This window comes from Paracoccus angustae, assembly GCF_042648745.1.
Lineage (GTDB): Bacteria > Pseudomonadota > Alphaproteobacteria > Rhodobacterales > Rhodobacteraceae > Paracoccus > Paracoccus angustae.
This window is the reverse complement of record NZ_JBHRXY010000004.1, coordinates 121,454-135,210: the sequence shown is the minus strand read 5'-3', so window position 1 is coordinate 135,210 and position 13,757 is coordinate 121,454. Positions and strand designations below refer to the sequence as shown.

General features: G+C 68.2%; 15 protein-coding genes. 7 read left to right on the top strand and 8 right to left on the bottom strand.

Annotation, left to right across the window (positions count from 1 at the left end; genetic code table 11):
* The first annotated feature begins 127 nt into the window (after positions 1–127).
* From nirK to ACFOM8_RS07720, 5 genes are all read left to right on the top strand, one after another.
* On the top strand, positions 128–1,264 hold the full coding sequence (gene nirK, locus ACFOM8_RS07740; protein WP_377760871.1) for a copper-containing nitrite reductase: 1,137 nt from the start codon (positions 128–130) through the stop codon (positions 1,262–1,264).
* Between the two features lie 69 nt (positions 1,265–1,333).
* A complete protein-coding gene (locus ACFOM8_RS07735; protein ID WP_377760869.1) occupies positions 1,334–2,149 on the top strand; it encodes an SUMF1/EgtB/PvdO family nonheme iron enzyme in 816 nt (271 codons plus the stop codon).
* A gap of 61 nt (positions 2,150–2,210) precedes the next feature.
* A complete protein-coding gene (locus tag ACFOM8_RS07730; protein WP_377760868.1) occupies positions 2,211–2,921 on the top strand; it encodes a Crp/Fnr family transcriptional regulator in 711 nt (236 codons plus the stop codon).
* 105 nt (positions 2,922–3,026) lie between these two features.
* Entirely contained in the window at positions 3,027–3,464 is a 438-nt protein-coding gene (locus tag ACFOM8_RS07725; RefSeq protein ID WP_377760866.1) for a pseudoazurin, read from the top strand.
* A gap of 69 nt (positions 3,465–3,533) precedes the next feature.
* Complete coding sequence (locus ACFOM8_RS07720; protein WP_377760864.1) at positions 3,534–4,250, top strand: Crp/Fnr family transcriptional regulator; 717 nt, start codon at positions 3,534–3,536, stop codon at positions 4,248–4,250.
* An 11-nt stretch (positions 4,251–4,261) separates the two neighbouring features.
* Here ACFOM8_RS07720 and ACFOM8_RS07715 read toward each other — a convergent pair whose 3' ends face one another.
* The 6 genes from ACFOM8_RS07715 to ACFOM8_RS07690 are packed head-to-tail and all read right to left on the bottom strand — an operon-like array spanning position 4,262 to position 9,643.
* The gene (locus ACFOM8_RS07715; protein ID WP_377760863.1) at positions 4,262–4,504 is read right to left on the bottom strand and encodes a cytochrome C oxidase subunit IV family protein; all 243 of its coding nucleotides are present in this window, start codon (positions 4,502–4,504) and stop codon (positions 4,262–4,264) included.
* Positions 4,505–4,508: 4 nt separating this feature from the next.
* Positions 4,509–5,045 (bottom strand): cytochrome c oxidase subunit 3, encoded by a 537-nt coding sequence (locus tag ACFOM8_RS07710; protein WP_377760861.1) that lies wholly within the window; start codon positions 5,043–5,045, stop codon positions 4,509–4,511.
* Positions 5,045–6,967, bottom strand: coding sequence for a nitric oxide reductase activation protein NorD (locus ACFOM8_RS07705; RefSeq protein WP_377760859.1), 1,923 nt, complete (start codon positions 6,965–6,967; stop codon positions 5,045–5,047). Before ACFOM8_RS07705 ends, ACFOM8_RS07710 begins: the two co-directional genes overlap by 1 nt.
* 4 nt (positions 6,968–6,971) lie before the next feature.
* Complete coding sequence (locus ACFOM8_RS07700) at positions 6,972–7,775, bottom strand: CbbQ/NirQ/NorQ/GpvN family protein (protein WP_377760857.1); 804 nt, start codon at positions 7,773–7,775, stop codon at positions 6,972–6,974.
* Between the two features lie 5 nt (positions 7,776–7,780).
* On the bottom strand, positions 7,781–9,178 hold the full coding sequence (locus ACFOM8_RS07695; RefSeq protein ID WP_377760855.1) for a cbb3-type cytochrome c oxidase subunit I: 1,398 nt from the start codon (positions 9,176–9,178) through the stop codon (positions 7,781–7,783).
* A gap of 12 nt (positions 9,179–9,190) precedes the next feature.
* Positions 9,191–9,643 carry a c-type cytochrome gene (locus ACFOM8_RS07690; RefSeq protein WP_377760853.1) on the bottom strand — a complete coding sequence of 151 codons (453 nt, stop codon included), beginning with the start codon at positions 9,641–9,643 and terminating at the stop codon, positions 9,191–9,193.
* 133 nt (positions 9,644–9,776) lie between these two features.
* Here ACFOM8_RS07690 and ACFOM8_RS07685 point away from each other — a divergent pair, with 133 nt between their 5' ends.
* A complete protein-coding gene (locus ACFOM8_RS07685; RefSeq protein ID WP_377760851.1) occupies positions 9,777–10,004 on the top strand; it encodes a hypothetical protein in 228 nt (75 codons plus the stop codon).
* A 268-nt stretch (positions 10,005–10,272) separates the two neighbouring features.
* Positions 10,273–11,595, top strand: a complete 1,323-nt coding sequence (locus tag ACFOM8_RS07680) for an MFS transporter (protein WP_377760849.1) — start codon at positions 10,273–10,275, stop codon at positions 11,593–11,595.
* A gap of 137 nt (positions 11,596–11,732) precedes the next feature.
* Here the strand turns inward: ACFOM8_RS07680 and ACFOM8_RS07675 are convergent, their stop codons facing one another.
* Positions 11,733–11,861 carry a hypothetical protein gene (locus ACFOM8_RS07675; protein WP_377760847.1) on the bottom strand — a complete coding sequence of 43 codons (129 nt, stop codon included), beginning with the start codon at positions 11,859–11,861 and terminating at the stop codon, positions 11,733–11,735.
* A gap of 225 nt (positions 11,862–12,086) precedes the next feature.
* Positions 12,087–13,673 carry an MJ1477/TM1410 family putative glycoside hydrolase gene (locus ACFOM8_RS07670; protein ID WP_377760846.1) on the bottom strand — a complete coding sequence of 529 codons (1,587 nt, stop codon included), beginning with the start codon at positions 13,671–13,673 and terminating at the stop codon, positions 12,087–12,089.
* Between the last annotated feature and the right edge of the window lie 84 nt (positions 13,674–13,757).

The window sequence follows — 13,757 nt, the reverse complement described above, 5'->3', positions numbered from 1 at the left end:
GCAAGCAAGAACGCAATTCGGTCCTCGGTGATTGTTCCGGCACAACGAAGCGGCTGGCGGAACGGCGCATACTGCCTTCAACCGGAACGATCCGGCGCGTCACAACCATCACAGAACGGAGCCCGCCATGACCTCTCTTTCCGTCAGCCGCCGCACCATCCTTGCCGGTGCGGCCATTGCCGGGGCCCTGACCCAGGTGCGGTCCGCCGCCGCCGGGGCCGCCGCCGGGGCCGAGGCCGTTCTGACCCCCGCCGCACCCGACGTGGCCAGCCTGCCGCGCGTCAAGGTGAAGCTGGTCGATCCGCCCTTTGTCCACGACCACGAACCCGTGGCCAGCACCGGCCCCCGGGTGGTCGAGTTCGAGATGACCATCATCGAGAAGAAGATCACCCTGGACGACAGCGGCGCGGAATACTGGGCGTCCACCTTCAACGGCACCGTTCCCGGCCCGCTGATGGTGGTCCACGAGGGCGACTATGTGGAACTCACGCTGATCAACGACGCCGCCAACGAGCTGATGCACAACATCGACTTCCACAGTGCGACCGGGGCGCTTGGCGGGGGGGCGCTGACCCAGGTGAACCCGGGCGAGAAATGCGTCCTGCGCTTCAAGGCCACCAAGCCCGGCGTGTTCGTGTATCACTGCGCCCCTCCGGGCATGGTGGCCTGGCATGTCGTGTCGGGGATGAACGGCGCGATCATGGTGCTGCCGCGCGACGGGCTGAAGGACAGGGCCGGCAAGCCCGTGACCTATGACAAGGTGTTCTACATCGGCGAGCAGGACTTCTATGTCCCCCGCGACGAGGAGGGCCGCTGGAAGACCTATGCCAGCCCCGGCGAAAGCTACGAGGATGTCGTCACCGTCATGAAGACGCTGACGCCGACGCATGTGGTCTTCAACGGCGCCGTGGGGGCGCTGACCGGCGACAACGCGATGAAGGCCAAGGTCGGCGAAACGGTGGCCTTTGTCCACAGCCAGGCCAACCGGGACACCCGGCCCCACCTGATCGGCGGCCACGGAAACCATGTCTGGGCGACAGGCAAGTTCCGCAACCCGCCCGAGGAAGGCTTGGAAACCTGGTTCATCCCGGGCGGCACGGCGGGGCTGATGGTTTACACCTTCGAACAGCCGGGCGTTTACGCCTATGTCAACCACAACCTCATCGAGGCCTTCGAACTCGGCGCCGCAGCCCATGTGGTGGTGGAAGGCGAATGGAACGACGACCTGATGATGCAGGTCGTGGCCCCCGCCGCCGCCGTCTGAACCCCCGGGGCCGCCCCCGTGCCGCACGGGGGCGCCCTCCCTTTTGCCGTTGTCCGACCGGAGCCGACAATGCACGGAACCGTTCTTCTGCTGGCCGCCGCCGCCGGGGCGCTTGGCCTGGCCTTGTGGCCCGGCGCGCGGCCCCTGCCCGACCTGCCGCCGATGGTGCGGCTGGAGCCCCGGGCCTTCCTTTACCGCCTGGACGGCGACTGGAGGCGCGACGGCCGGTCGGTCGATGCGCCGGTCCAGACCGTCTCGATCCCCGCCCCGGTCGAGATCATGGCGACCCCCGTCAGCACCGCGCAATGGCTGGACTGCGTGGCCGCCAGGGCCTGCGCCCTGCCCGGCGGTCCGGTGGACGATCCCGACCTGCCGGTGACCGGCGTCAGCTGGATCGACGCGCAGGCCTATGCCGGCTGGCTGTCCCGCCGGACGGGCGACGCCTGGCGCCTGCCCACCGATGTCGAATGGGCCCATGCCGCGGCCGAGATGTTCCGCGACGACGCGCTTGGCGTGGACGGCGACCCGGCCAACCCCGCGACCCGCTGGCTGGCCGAATACGCCGCCGGATCGGCCCGCGGCCGCGACCTCGACCGGGAAATCCGCCCCGTTGGAATGCTGAACGTCAACTCCCTGGGCGTGCGCGACATCGGCGGCGCCGTCTGGGAATGGACCGCCACCTGCCTGCGCCGGGGAGAGCTTGATGCGTCTGGCCGGATCACCGGCCAGGCCGAAAGCTGCGGCATCTATGTCGCCGAGGGGCTGCACCGCGCCGCCGTGGCCGACTTCGTGCGCGACCCGAAATCCGGGGGCTGCTCGGTGGGCGTGCCGCCCGCGAACCTGGGCCTGCGCCTGGTGAAAGAGGCCGCCAGCGGCGCGGCATGACGCAAGGGGACCACGGAATGCTTTGCTTTGGCATGATTCTGCGTCACCTAGGGGAAAACCCATGGTGAAGGCGCAGAACGTGGCGATCGACATTTCCCTGGTGCGCAACCTGCCCTTGTTCCGGCAGATGGAGCCTGCCGCCCTGGCGCGGCTGATGACGCGCGCCACCGCGCGCCGCGTGCTGCAAGGGGACATCGTTTTCGAACAAGGGGCCGAGGCGGTGGCCTTTTATCTGCTGCTGCACGGACGGCTGAAGGTCAGCCAGGTCACGCCCGACGGCCAGCAGGTCATGGTCCGCGTGGTCCATCCGGGCGACCTGTTCGGGTTTGCCCGGGCGCTGGCCCGTCCCGACTATCCCGGCACCGCCAAGGCGGCGGTCGAGTCCATCGTGGTCAGTTGGCCCATGGCCGACTGGGACGCCGTGGTGGAAAACAATCCCCGCCTTGCGATCAATGCCATGCAGACCATCGGCCAGCGCCTGGACGAGGCCCATACCCGCCTGCGCGAGATGTCCACCCAGGAGGTCGAGCGCCGCGTGGCCCATGCGGTTCTGCGGCTGGCCGAAAAAGCCGGACGGGTGGAAAACGGCGGCACCCGCATCGACTTTCCCATCACCCGCCAGGACATTGCCGAGATGACGGGCACGACGCTGCACACCGTGTCGCGGCTGCTCTCGGCCTGGGAGGGCATGGGCCTGGTCGAGGGCGGGCGCCAGAAGCTGACCGTCACCGATGCCGAGGGCCTGGCCCGGATCGCCGATCCCGAAAGCTGAAACCCGCTTCCTTGTTTGCGTTCGATCAAAGTGGCGCCCCTTGATCCGGCCTAAACCCCTGCTCAACGGGCCAGGGATCGGCCCGCGGAACCAGGAGACCTACAGATGAAACGCATTTCCTTTCTTGCCGCCCCGGCCTTTCTTCTTGCCCTGGCTGGCGCGGGCCTTGCCGCCGAGCACGAGGTCCACATGCTGAACAAGGGCGAGGCCGGGATGATGGTGTTCGAACCCGCCTACGTGAAGGCCGCGCCGGGCGACGTGATCCGCTTCGTTCCCACCGACAAGAGCCACAACGTCGAAGCCATCGCCGACATCCTGCCCCAAGGCGTCGAGCCCTTCAAAAGCAAGATCAACGAGGAATACACCCTGACCGTGACGGAGCCGGGCCTTTACGGCGTCAAGTGCACGCCGCATTTCGCCATGGGCATGGTCGGCCTGATCCAGGTGGGCGGCGCGCCCGCGAACCTCGACGCGGCCAAGACCGCCAAGATGTCGAAAAAGGCGCGAGAGCGCATGGACGCCGAAATCGCCCAGGTCCAGTGACGTTGCCCGCGGCGGGGCGAGGCCGTTCCCGCCCCGCCGCCCATCACCCGTCTTGAAGGGCCCGAACGGATGAGCAGGAAACTTTCTGCCGCGCATCGCCGGATCGCCTGCCAGTCGCGGCTTTTCGCCTCTTTGCCCGCCGAACTGTCGGGCCTGCTGCTGGATGCGGCCCATGTGGTGCGCCTGGATAGGGGGCAGATCCTGTTCCAGCATGGCGACAACGCCACGGCGATCCATGTCGTCGCGGACGGCTGGATGAAGCTTTACCGCATCGCCCCCAGCGGGACCGAGGCCGTGGTGGGCGTGATGACCCGCGGCCAGAGCTTCGGCGAACCCATCGCGCTGCGCCGCGCGGCCTATCCCGTCTCGGCCGAGGCGGTGACGGGATGCGAACTGGTCGCCGTGCCCGCGCATGTCTTTCTGGACCTGCTGAAGACCCACCCCGAGGCCGCGATCTCGATCCTGTCGGCCACGTTCATGCACCTGCAAGGCCTGGTCGAGCAGATCGAGCAGCTGAAGGCCCGGTCGGGCGCGCAGCGCGTGGCCGAATTCCTGCTGGAGCTGTGCCCGCCGGGCGCGGACAGCGCGACCGTGGTGCTGCCCTATGACAAGGCGCTGATCGCGGGCAGGCTGGGGATGAAGCCCGAAACCCTGTCCCGCGCCTTTGCCCGCCTGCGCGGACTGGGCGTGCGGGTGAACCAGTCCAGCGCCGCCATCGCCTCGGTGTCGCGGCTGGAGGATCTGGCCCAGGCCGAGGCCTTCGGCGCGATCGGCCGCGTCATCTGAAGGCCCCCTTCTCAAAAGGCCAGCACAGACAGCCCCCAGATCGCCGCCATCCACAGCCCAAGCGGCACCAGCAGCGCGGCCAGCCAGCCCGGTGCCGCGCGCAGGTGCAGGAAGCCGCCCCCGATCGCGCGCGCCTTCAGCCAGGCCAGCACCAGAAGTCCCGCCATGGCCGCCGGCCCCGGCAGCGGGGCAAGCAGGACAGTCGCGGCGGTCAGGGCGATCAGCAGCGCCCAAGTGCGTGTCGGCGGAGCCATCCCCTTATCCCATCAGATAGATCGGCGGCAGGATCATCACCCAGACCAGATCAACCATGTGCCAGAACATCGCGCCCGCCTGCACCCCGTCGGGGCGGGCGCGGATCCCGACAAGGACCAGCACCGCCACGCCCGCGATCACGTGGGCCGCGTGAAAGCCCGTCAGCAGGAAATAGAAGGTGAAAAACGGGTGGCCGTCCATGCCCGCCCCCGCCGCCAGGTCGCGGGCATATTCCACCGCCTTGACGCCCAGGAACGCCAGCCCGCCAAGCGCCGCCCCCGTCAGCGCCACGCGCGCCCCGCGCCGGTCGCCCGCCCCTGCCGCCTGTTCCGCGCGGGCCGCCAGCAGGCCGGACGTGACCAGCACAACCGTGTTCAGCGCCGCCATCCGCCCGTCCAGCATGGCGCGGGCGGCAGAGAACCCCGGCGGGTCGGTCAGCTGCATCGCCGACATCGCGGTGACGCCCGCCGCGAAGACCAGCAGTTCCGATACGATCAGCACCCACATGATCAGCTCGCCCGGAAGCTCGTCGATGTCCATCACATGACCAGCTGGCGATAGATCTCGGGCAAGGCCCTTGTCAGCCGGTTCGGGTCGCCGATGACGCAAAAGCCGCCCCGGCCGAAGATGCGGGGGAACCAGCCCTGCGCGGCGCGGTCGATGGTGATCCCGAAAACCGCGTGACCGGCGCGCCGGGCCTCTCGGACCGCCATGGCGCTGTCCTCGATGCCGTGACGGCCTTCGTAATGGTCCAGGTCGTTAGGCTTGCCGTCGGTGATGACGATCAGCAGCCGGCGCGACCGCCCTTCGCGCGCAAGCCCCGCCGAGGCATGGCGGACCGCCGCGCCAAGCCGGGTGTAGAAGCCGGGCCGCAGGGCGTGGATGCGCGCCTCGATGCCGCGCGACATGGGTTCGCCGAAGGACTTGCACTCGTGGATCCAGACCCGGTCGCGTTTCAGGGACGAGAATCCCTGCACCGCGAAACGGTCGCCGCAGGCGTCCAGCCCCCAGGCGAGCGCCGTCAGCGCCTCGCGCGCGATGTCGATCACGGGACGGCCCGTGACGGCGCTTTCCGTGGACCGCGACACGTCCAGCAGGATCGAAACCGCCAGATCGCGGTTCTCGGGCCGGGCCTGCCGCCAGATGCGGTCGCTGCCCCGCCCGGCGGCGCGCAGGTCCGCGACGGACCGCAGGGCGGCGTCCAGGTCCAGATCCTCGCCGTCGGGTTGGGCGGGACGGATCAGCCGGGCCGGGCGCAAGGCCTGGAACTGGCGGCGCACGGCCTCGATCCGGCGGCGGGCGGCGGGGTCGGCGATGCCCGCGCAATCGGGCGCGGGGTCCACGGGGGCGGCCAGCACGCGGCAATGGTCGGGCATCCAGGTGCCGCCGCGCGCGTCCCATTCGGGATAGGTGTGCTTGCCCGCCACCCGTTCGCGGTCCGCGTCCTCGGGGGCAAGGTCCAGGTGCAGCTTCAGCCTCGTGGCGGGCGCTTTCGAGACCTGGCCCAGCACGATCTCCTCGTGGTCGGCGGCGGCCTTTTTGGCGTTGTCGCCGTTGTCGTCCTCGACCCGGCGGTTGATGTTCATCATCTCGGCCCAGGTCAGCATCGCCTCGAACTTGTAGAGGATGAGGCTGTCCTTGCGTTCCGCCCCGTCCGCCTTCAGCCGCCGCGTCCTGCGGGCGGTGCCGTCGCCCGCTTCCTCGGGCGTGCCGCCGGTGGGGACGCTGGCGACGGGATCGCCCGTGCCCCGGCCCATGGCGCGCAGGTCGGGCCACATCGGCACCGGCAGGACGGCGCGGTATCCGCGCGGGGCGCGCCAATGCAGGGGCGGCGCCAGGTGTCCGGCCAGAAGCCCCGGTTCGGGCGGAACCGGGTCGCCCAGAAGGTGGCGCACCAGGGCCTCGACCCCCGCCTCGGTCCCCGACAAGCGCGGGCGGCTGCGCCGCGCCAGATGGGCGGCGGCAAGCCGCGACCACAAGGGCCGCAGCCCCGGCGCCGCATCCAGCGTGGCCTGGGCCATCGCCACGCCCGCGCGGATCGCGGCCAGGTCGGCCAGGAAGGGATCGGCTTCGGGCGCGAAACCCGGCGCGTGGGCCGACGCGGCGGCCAGCCACAGATACAGCGCGGCGTTGTCGTCGCGGTCGGGAAACACCGCCAGTTCGGCGGGCAGGCGCAGCGCCCCGCCGTCGAAGCTGGCACGGGCCAGGTGTTCGCCGTCGAAGGCCAGCCTGCGGCGCCAGGACACGCGGTGGCGGCTGGCCTGGTCGGCTACGGGCTTCAGCTCCACGTCGGCCGCCCCGCCAAGGCCCCGGAACAGCACGGCGATGCGCCCGCGCATGTTGTCGAACCGGACCGCCGCGTCGGGAAAGCGCGGCGGCGGATCCATGCGCGAGGCGAGCCGGTGCCACAGCTTGCCCACGGTTTCCTCGGGTTCCCAGGGGGCGATCTCAAGGTGGTCCATGGCGTCAGCCCGTCACCGCCACGACCAGATCCGTCAGCCCGGCGCGGATCTCGGCGTCGTCGGTCAGCGGCTCGATCATGGCGGCGCGGATGGCGCGGTCCATCGCCATGCCCCCCGCGATCAGGGTCGCGGCGTAAACGACCAGGCGCGTGGACACGCCTTCCTCCAGATCCTGGCTCTTGAGACCCCGCAGCTTGCCCGCCAGCCGCACCAGCAGCGCCACCCGGTCGGCGTCCAGCCCGCTTTCGCGCACCACCACCGGGATTTCATGCTCGGGCCGGGGAAAGGTGAATTCGACCGACAGGAACCGCTGGCGCGTGGACGGCTTCAGCGTCTTCATGATGTTCTGGTAGCCGGGGTTGTAGGAGGCCACCAGCATGAAGCCGGGGGCCGCCTGCAACTCCTCTCCGGTGCGGTCGATGGGCAGGATGCGGCGGTCGTCGGTCAGGGGATGCAGGACCACGGCCACGTCCTTGCGCGCCTCGACCACCTCGTCCAGATAGCAGATCGCCCCTTCGCGCACGGCGCGGGTCAGGGGGCCGTCCACCCAGACGGTTTCCCCGCCCTTCAGCAGGTATCGCCCGATCAGGTCGGCCGCCGACAGGTCGTCGTGGCAGGCCACCGTGAAAAGCGGCCGTCCCAGCCGGGCCGCCATGTGCGCGACGAAGCGCGTCTTGCCGCAGCCGGTGGGGCCCTTCAGCAGCAGGGGCAGGTTCCTGGCGTAAGCGGCGGCGAAGATGTCGCATTCGTCGGCCTGGGGCAGGTAGAAGGGAGCATGGGCCCCCTTCAAGTTGAAATTACCATCCATCGGGTTCACTCCGCAGCGATATTGTCGGGGTTGCGGGCCAGACGCTCGCGCTCCAGCGGGCCGGGGCGGACCACCTCGCGGCGCGGAAAGGCCAGCGCATAGATGAACAGCACCGCCCCCAGGACCACGGCGATGCCCGATGCGAAGCGCATCCAGTAGAACAGCGCGATCTGGTCCTGCACTTCCATGTAGCCCATGCCCAGAACGCGTTGCAGGTGGGTCTGCACCGTGCCCGCGAAGGTCAGCGTGAAGGTCATGAACAGCATCCCCCCCGACATCAGCCAGAACGAGGCCATGTTCAGCACCTGGTTGTAGGGGTCGCGGTTGCGCAGGATCGGCATGGCATAGGAAAACAGCGCCAGGTTGAGGCAGACATAGGCGCCGTAAAAGGCCAGGTGCCCGTGCGCCGCCGTGACCTGCGTGCCGTGGGTGTAATAGTTCACCCCGTGCAGCGTGTGCAGGAAGCCCCAGACCCCCGCGCCGAAGAAGGCCAGCACCGAACAGCCCAGCGACCACAACAGCGCGGCCTTGTTCGGATGGTCGCGCCGCCCTTTCCAGACCATGACAAAGGCAAAGGCCATCATGGCGAAGAACGGCACCACCTCGAAGGACGAGAAGATCGAGCCGATCCACTGCCAGTATCCCGGCAGACCGATCCAGTAGTAATGATGCCCGGTGCCCAGGATGCCGGAAAACAGCGCGGTGGCGACGATGACATACAGCCACTTTTCAACGACTTCGCGGTCGACGCCCGTCAGCTTCAGCATCAGAAAGCCCAGGATGGCGGCCATGATCAGTTCCCACACGCCTTCGACCCACAGATGGATCACGTACCACCAGTATTGCTTGTCGAGGCCCAGGTTCGCCGGGTTGTAGAAGGCGAACAGGAACAACAGCGCCAGCCCCCACAGCCCGATCAGCAGGATGTTGGTGATCGCGGTCTTGCGGCCCTTCAGCACCGTCAGCGTGACGTTGTAGAGGAAGATCAGCGCGGCCACCACGATGCCCACCTTGACCCAGGTCGGCTGTTCCAGGAACTCGCGCCCCTGGGTGCCGACGAACCAGTTCCCCTCCCAGGGGTTCCAGAAATAGGTCGCGACCGCCCCCAGCGTGCCCACCACCAGGATGAACAGCTGAAGATAGGCCAGGAAAGGCGAATGGATCTCGCGCTCCGATTCCTCGGGGATCAGGAAATAGGCCGCGCCGAAGAAGCCGGTCAGCAGCCAGACCACCAGCGAATTGGTGTGGATCATCCGGCCCACGTTGAAGGGCAGGACATCCGCCAGGAAGTTCGGCTGGACATAGATGAAGCCGATAACAAGGCCCATCGTCACCTGGGTGGCGAACAGCGCCAGCGCCACCGCGATATAAACCAGGGCGATTTTCTGGGTTCGATATTTCATGACGGTCTCCAATCAGCCCGCGTCGTTCGGGGGCCAGTCCTGGGTGCGGATCTTGTTGGTCCACAGCAGGAAGTCGGTGATCTCGCGGATCTCGGGGTCGGACAGCTCGAAGCGGGGCATCTGGCGGCGCCCCTCGATCCCCGAGGGCTGCGATTCGATCCAGGCCTTCATGACCTCGAAGGCCGCCTCGGGGTCGTCCTGGACGCCCCAGCGGGTCATGACGTTGCCCAGTTCGGGCGCGAAATAGGCGCCCTCGCCCAGGATCGAATGGCAGTTGATGCAGGCGTGCCGTTCCCAGACATGCTTGCCCGCCGCGACGCTGGCGGTCAGCGGCGCATCGGCCGTGGACACGCGCACCACATAAAGGTGGCTGTGCACGGACAAGGCCAGAAAGATGAGGATGAAGAACAGCGACCCGCCATAGAAGATGTTCCGGGCCATGCTCTTCGTCAGGACTTCGCGCATGGCGAGGGGTCTCCCGAAGCTGTTGTCGATGGGGGCAGCCTGACGGTTCGGGGCGCGGCGATCCTTGTCGAAAGTCAAGGACGGCTGCGGAAATCCGCGCCATCGTTCCCGTGGCCGAACCAAGGGGATTGCCATGGATGACCGCTGGCCGGTGTGGAGGCTCGCGCTGCTGCTTTACGTCTTCGCGGCGGCGGCGGTGGCCATCAACCTGTTCATGCTGGGGCTGATGGGCCAGGCCCTGGGGCTTGCCGCGCTGCCGCCCGCCCTGGCGCTGGCCCTGTCGGTTCCGCTTGGCATTCCCGCCGCCTGGCTCGCCGGCCGTTGGATCCGCGGCCTTCTGGACCAGGCCGCGCAGGACTAGGCGCCCGCGGGACCGAACGCCTGCGTCAGGCCGGCGGTAGGTTTGCGACAGACGCGATGCCCGCCGCCTTGATCCGAAAGGTGTTTTCCGCGTCCGTCCCTTTAGCTGCCGCACGACGGCGATTGACGTCGCGCAACCCTGGCGGCAAATCCTGCGCCGCACTTCCCGGGAGGATGGCGGCGGGAAGCGGGAGAAGGTGCGGGGCAGGGCTGATCGCCATCACCGACACGAAACAGCGCCTTGCGTTCCGAAGCGAGGGAGAGATTTCATGGCTGTCAGCCTTTCGTCCGCAGCGGCGCTGCCGGACAGTTCCGGCCGCCTGCCCATCGACGAGGCGCCGCTGCGGCCGATCCACGTCGTCGCCGCGGCGGCGGTGCTGGGCGGCGCGGTGCTGGACGGGTATGTGCTGGGCATCGTCGGCCCGGCCCTGCGGCTTGCCGATGCGGAACTGGACCTGTCGGCGCTGAGCCAGGGGCTGATCGCGTCCAGCGCGCTGATCGGCGTGTTCTTCGGCGGCATGTTCTTCGGCAACCTGGCCGACCGTTACGGCCGCAAGCCGGTCTTCGGCTGGAACCTGTTCGCCTTTGTCGTGCTGTCGCTGCTGCAAGTCTTCGTGCAGGATGTGTGGCAGCTGGTGGCGTTGCGGCTTGCGCTCGGGCTGGCGATCGGGGTGGAGTATGCGGTCGGATCCTCGGTTCTGGCCGAGTTCTCGCGGCGCCGGGACCGCGGCGTGCTGCTGGGCTGCTTTTCGGTCGGCTGGCAGACGGGCTTCACCGTCGCCTTTATGATCGGATCGTTCTACGACGGCGACAACTGGCGGCTGCTTCTGGCCTCCAGCGTGGTGCCGGCCTTGATCACCTTCATGCTGCGGCTGACCTTGCCGGAAACGCCCATGTGGCTGAAGGCGCGAGGCCGCGAGGCCGAGGCGCGCGCCGTGGTGGACAAGCATTTCGGGCCGGAATACGGCATCCCCCATGTGGACCTGAATCCCCGGCACGCATCCGTGGCCGAACTGTTCACGGCAAAACAATGGCGGCTGACGCTTTATTCAGGTCTGTTCTGGTTCTGCCAGGTGGGGCCGTTCTTCGCGATCTTCACCTTTATGGCCCCGGTGCTGGCCTCTCTGGACCTGGACGGATCGCTGGCGGTGGATCTGTCGCTGAACGCCATCCAGATCGCGGGCGCGATCGCGGGAGTGCTGATGCTCCACTGGATGAGCAGGCGCGGCTTCGTCATCTGGACCTTTTCGATCATCCTGGCGACCTTTCTGGCGCTTGGGCTGTTTCCGCAGGCGCCGACGGGGCTGGTGATCGCGCTGTTTGCCGTCTACATGTTCATCGGCCCTGCCGCGAACAACATCGAGTTCGTTTATCCGCCCGAGATATTCGACACCCATCTGCGCGCGACGGGGATCGGCTTTTCGGCCGCCTTTTCGCGCGTGTCGGCGGCGGGCGTGACCTGGCTGCTGCCCTGGCTGCTGGAACGCCTGGGCTTTTCGGCCACGCTGATCCTGATGGCGGGCTTTCCGCTGCTGGGGCTGGTGCTGTCGGTCCTGTGGGCGCCCGAAACCAAGCACAAGCACCTGACCTGACCTGACCCGGCCGCGGTGGCCCGGGTTTGACGAGAACACCCGCCACCCTTCTTGCAACGGTGACTAAAGATGCCGCATTTTCGTCGCCGTTCCGAGACCTTGACGATGTTCGCCTGAAGCGCGGTCTGCCCGGCTTGTCAGTGCCAGGTCACCACATAGGGGCCGAAGCAATAGCGGCGGGCGGTCACGTTTCCCCGGTCGTCGGCGACGGAAAAGACGCCGACGGTCCAGTCGAGGGGGTTTGAGGCAAAGCTGATGACAGGCATGGCGCGGTCCTGATCCGATGGTCGCAAGCCCAACAGCCTTGACCCAAGGTCCGGTTCCGCCCTGACGAGGGATCGGGATTGCCGCCCGCGCCGCCTTTGATCTGGCATGGGCATCGCCTTTGCCGCGCGCCGGCCTTTCCTGGGCCTTGGGACGCCGTTCCTGACGGAACCCGCGTCCCGCCCGTTCAGGCGATCAGCAACGCACCCCCTTGAGGAACGGCCGCCCTACAGGATGAAGTCGTCGGCGGTCAGGGCGAGAAGGCCGGTCAGCTCGATCTCGAACTCGGGCGCGGTGTCGCTGTCGGTGCTGCCCTGGACGATGGTGTTGCCGTTCCGCTGGACATAGCGCAGCCCGCCGTCGGCGCTGGCCTGGTCGAAAGCCTCGGTCCCCAGAAAGGCGAAGGCGTTGTTGCCGCCCGTCGCGCGGCTGGCGTCGATCCCCGACAGGTCGATCCGCTCGCCCCCGGCATGCGCCTGGAAATCGGCGATCACGTCCCGCGCCCCCGCCCCCGGCCCCGTTTCGCGGCCAAAGCCGAACACGAAGCGGTCCGCCCCCGCGCCGCCGGACAGCCGGTCCCTGCCGCCGCCGCCGATCAGAACGTCGTTTCCGCTATTCCCGGCAAGGCGGTCGTGGCCGCCGCCGCCGATCAGGATGTCGCGTCCATGGCCGCCCCACAGCCTGTCGTGGCCGCCCTGCCCGGCAAGCCTGTCGCCGCCGCCGCCGCCAAGAAGCTGGTCGGCGCCGCCGCGCCCCTGAATCCGGTCATCGCCCGCCAGCCCGTCGATCCGGTCCGCCAACTGCGATCCGCGCAAGATGTCGTCGCCGCCGGTCGGCCGCCGGAAGGCGGGGGTGCCGTCCTGGCTGCCGGTCAGCCGGTCGAGATCGCGGTCGGGCGCGGCATAGGGGATGAACCCGTCCCGGGCCGCCTGCTTGTAAAAGGCCGCCATCAGCTTGGGATCGTCGAGATAGTCCACGACGAAGACCGGCTTGCCCTTGGCCAGGAAATCCCGCTGAAGAACGGCGATCTGTTCCCGGTCGGGCCTGATCGGGTTGTTCTCGTCGGCATTGCCGGGGCTGTAGAGATCTTCGACCGCGATGCCGCCGATCGCGTCCAGGAAGGCGGCCTTGCGGGCGCTGTCGGATCCCAGGTCGTCCAGGATGAAGGCGCCGTTCTGGGGGATCACGAAGAAATCGGGGTTGGTTTCCCGCGCGTGGCTGGTCAGCGCGACGATGAAATCGACCATGCGCTGCGCCGCCTGCCGGTCGTTGACCGGATCGCCCGCCTGACGGTCCCGGGCCGCGGCCTCGCTGCCCCAGAAGTAATAGGCGTCCACGATGTCCAGATAGGCGGCGTCAAAGCCCGCCTGCACGATTGCGTCCAGATCCCCAGTGCCCGCGTCGTTGAAAAGAAGCTTCTGCCAGTCGGGATCCCAGTAGCGCACCTTGCGCGATTCCGGCCAGTCCGGGTTGACCGGCCCCAGCCAGTCCGGCGCCCGATCCGTCAGCCTGCCCGAGGCCGTGCCCCCCGCCGTCCAGCCCGCCTTCCAGTAGTCGCGGAAATCCGACGCCTCGCCGATGGAGATATAGGAGGCCACCACGGACCGCCCGCCCATGCCGTCCTTCATCCGCGCGATCTCGCCCGCGGAAAAGCGGCCCGCATCCGTGCCGTCGCGCGAAGCGTCGATCACCAGAAGATCATGCGTGGCCGACGACAGCAGGCCCGCATCCAGCGGCTTTCCGTCCCCGCCCTGGAGGACATAGCCCCAGGTGCTGACCGTCGTGGCGCCCGTGGACGTATGAAACCTGGCCATGGCCCTGCCACTCCGATCAGACCGACAGGGCCACACTAGCAAAGCAAATCAGCGGCAAAAAGCCGGATCTGGAAAAATCCTTTC

Excerpts from the sequence above, each read along its gene's own strand:
- nirK (WP_377760871.1), top strand. The coding sequence starts at position 128 with ATGACCTCTCTTTCCGTCAGCCGCCGCACCATCCTTGCCGGTGCGGCC.
- ACFOM8_RS07735 (WP_377760869.1), top strand. The coding sequence starts at position 1,334 with ATGCACGGAACCGTTCTTCTGCTGGCCGCCGCCGCCGGGGCGCTTGGC.
- ACFOM8_RS07730 (WP_377760868.1), top strand. The coding sequence starts at position 2,211 with ATGGTGAAGGCGCAGAACGTGGCGATCGACATTTCCCTGGTGCGCAAC.
- ACFOM8_RS07725 (WP_377760866.1), top strand. The coding sequence starts at position 3,027 with ATGAAACGCATTTCCTTTCTTGCCGCCCCGGCCTTTCTTCTTGCCCTG.
- ACFOM8_RS07720 (WP_377760864.1), top strand. The coding sequence starts at position 3,534 with ATGAGCAGGAAACTTTCTGCCGCGCATCGCCGGATCGCCTGCCAGTCG.
- ACFOM8_RS07715 (WP_377760863.1), bottom strand. The coding sequence starts at position 4,504 with ATGGCTCCGCCGACACGCACTTGGGCGCTGCTGATCGCCCTGACCGCC.
- ACFOM8_RS07710 (WP_377760861.1), bottom strand. The coding sequence starts at position 5,045 with ATGGACATCGACGAGCTTCCGGGCGAGCTGATCATGTGGGTGCTGATC.
- ACFOM8_RS07705 (WP_377760859.1), bottom strand. The coding sequence starts at position 6,967 with ATGGACCACCTTGAGATCGCCCCCTGGGAACCCGAGGAAACCGTGGGC.
- ACFOM8_RS07700 (WP_377760857.1), bottom strand. The coding sequence starts at position 7,775 with ATGGATGGTAATTTCAACTTGAAGGGGGCCCATGCTCCCTTCTACCTG.
- ACFOM8_RS07695 (WP_377760855.1), bottom strand. The coding sequence starts at position 9,178 with ATGAAATATCGAACCCAGAAAATCGCCCTGGTTTATATCGCGGTGGCG.
- ACFOM8_RS07690 (WP_377760853.1), bottom strand. The coding sequence starts at position 9,643 with ATGCGCGAAGTCCTGACGAAGAGCATGGCCCGGAACATCTTCTATGGC.
- ACFOM8_RS07685 (WP_377760851.1), top strand. The coding sequence starts at position 9,777 with ATGGATGACCGCTGGCCGGTGTGGAGGCTCGCGCTGCTGCTTTACGTC.
- ACFOM8_RS07680 (WP_377760849.1), top strand. The coding sequence starts at position 10,273 with ATGGCTGTCAGCCTTTCGTCCGCAGCGGCGCTGCCGGACAGTTCCGGC.
- ACFOM8_RS07675 (WP_377760847.1), bottom strand. The coding sequence starts at position 11,861 with ATGCCTGTCATCAGCTTTGCCTCAAACCCCCTCGACTGGACCGTCGGC.
- ACFOM8_RS07670 (WP_377760846.1), bottom strand. The coding sequence starts at position 13,673 with ATGGCCAGGTTTCATACGTCCACGGGCGCCACGACGGTCAGCACCTGG.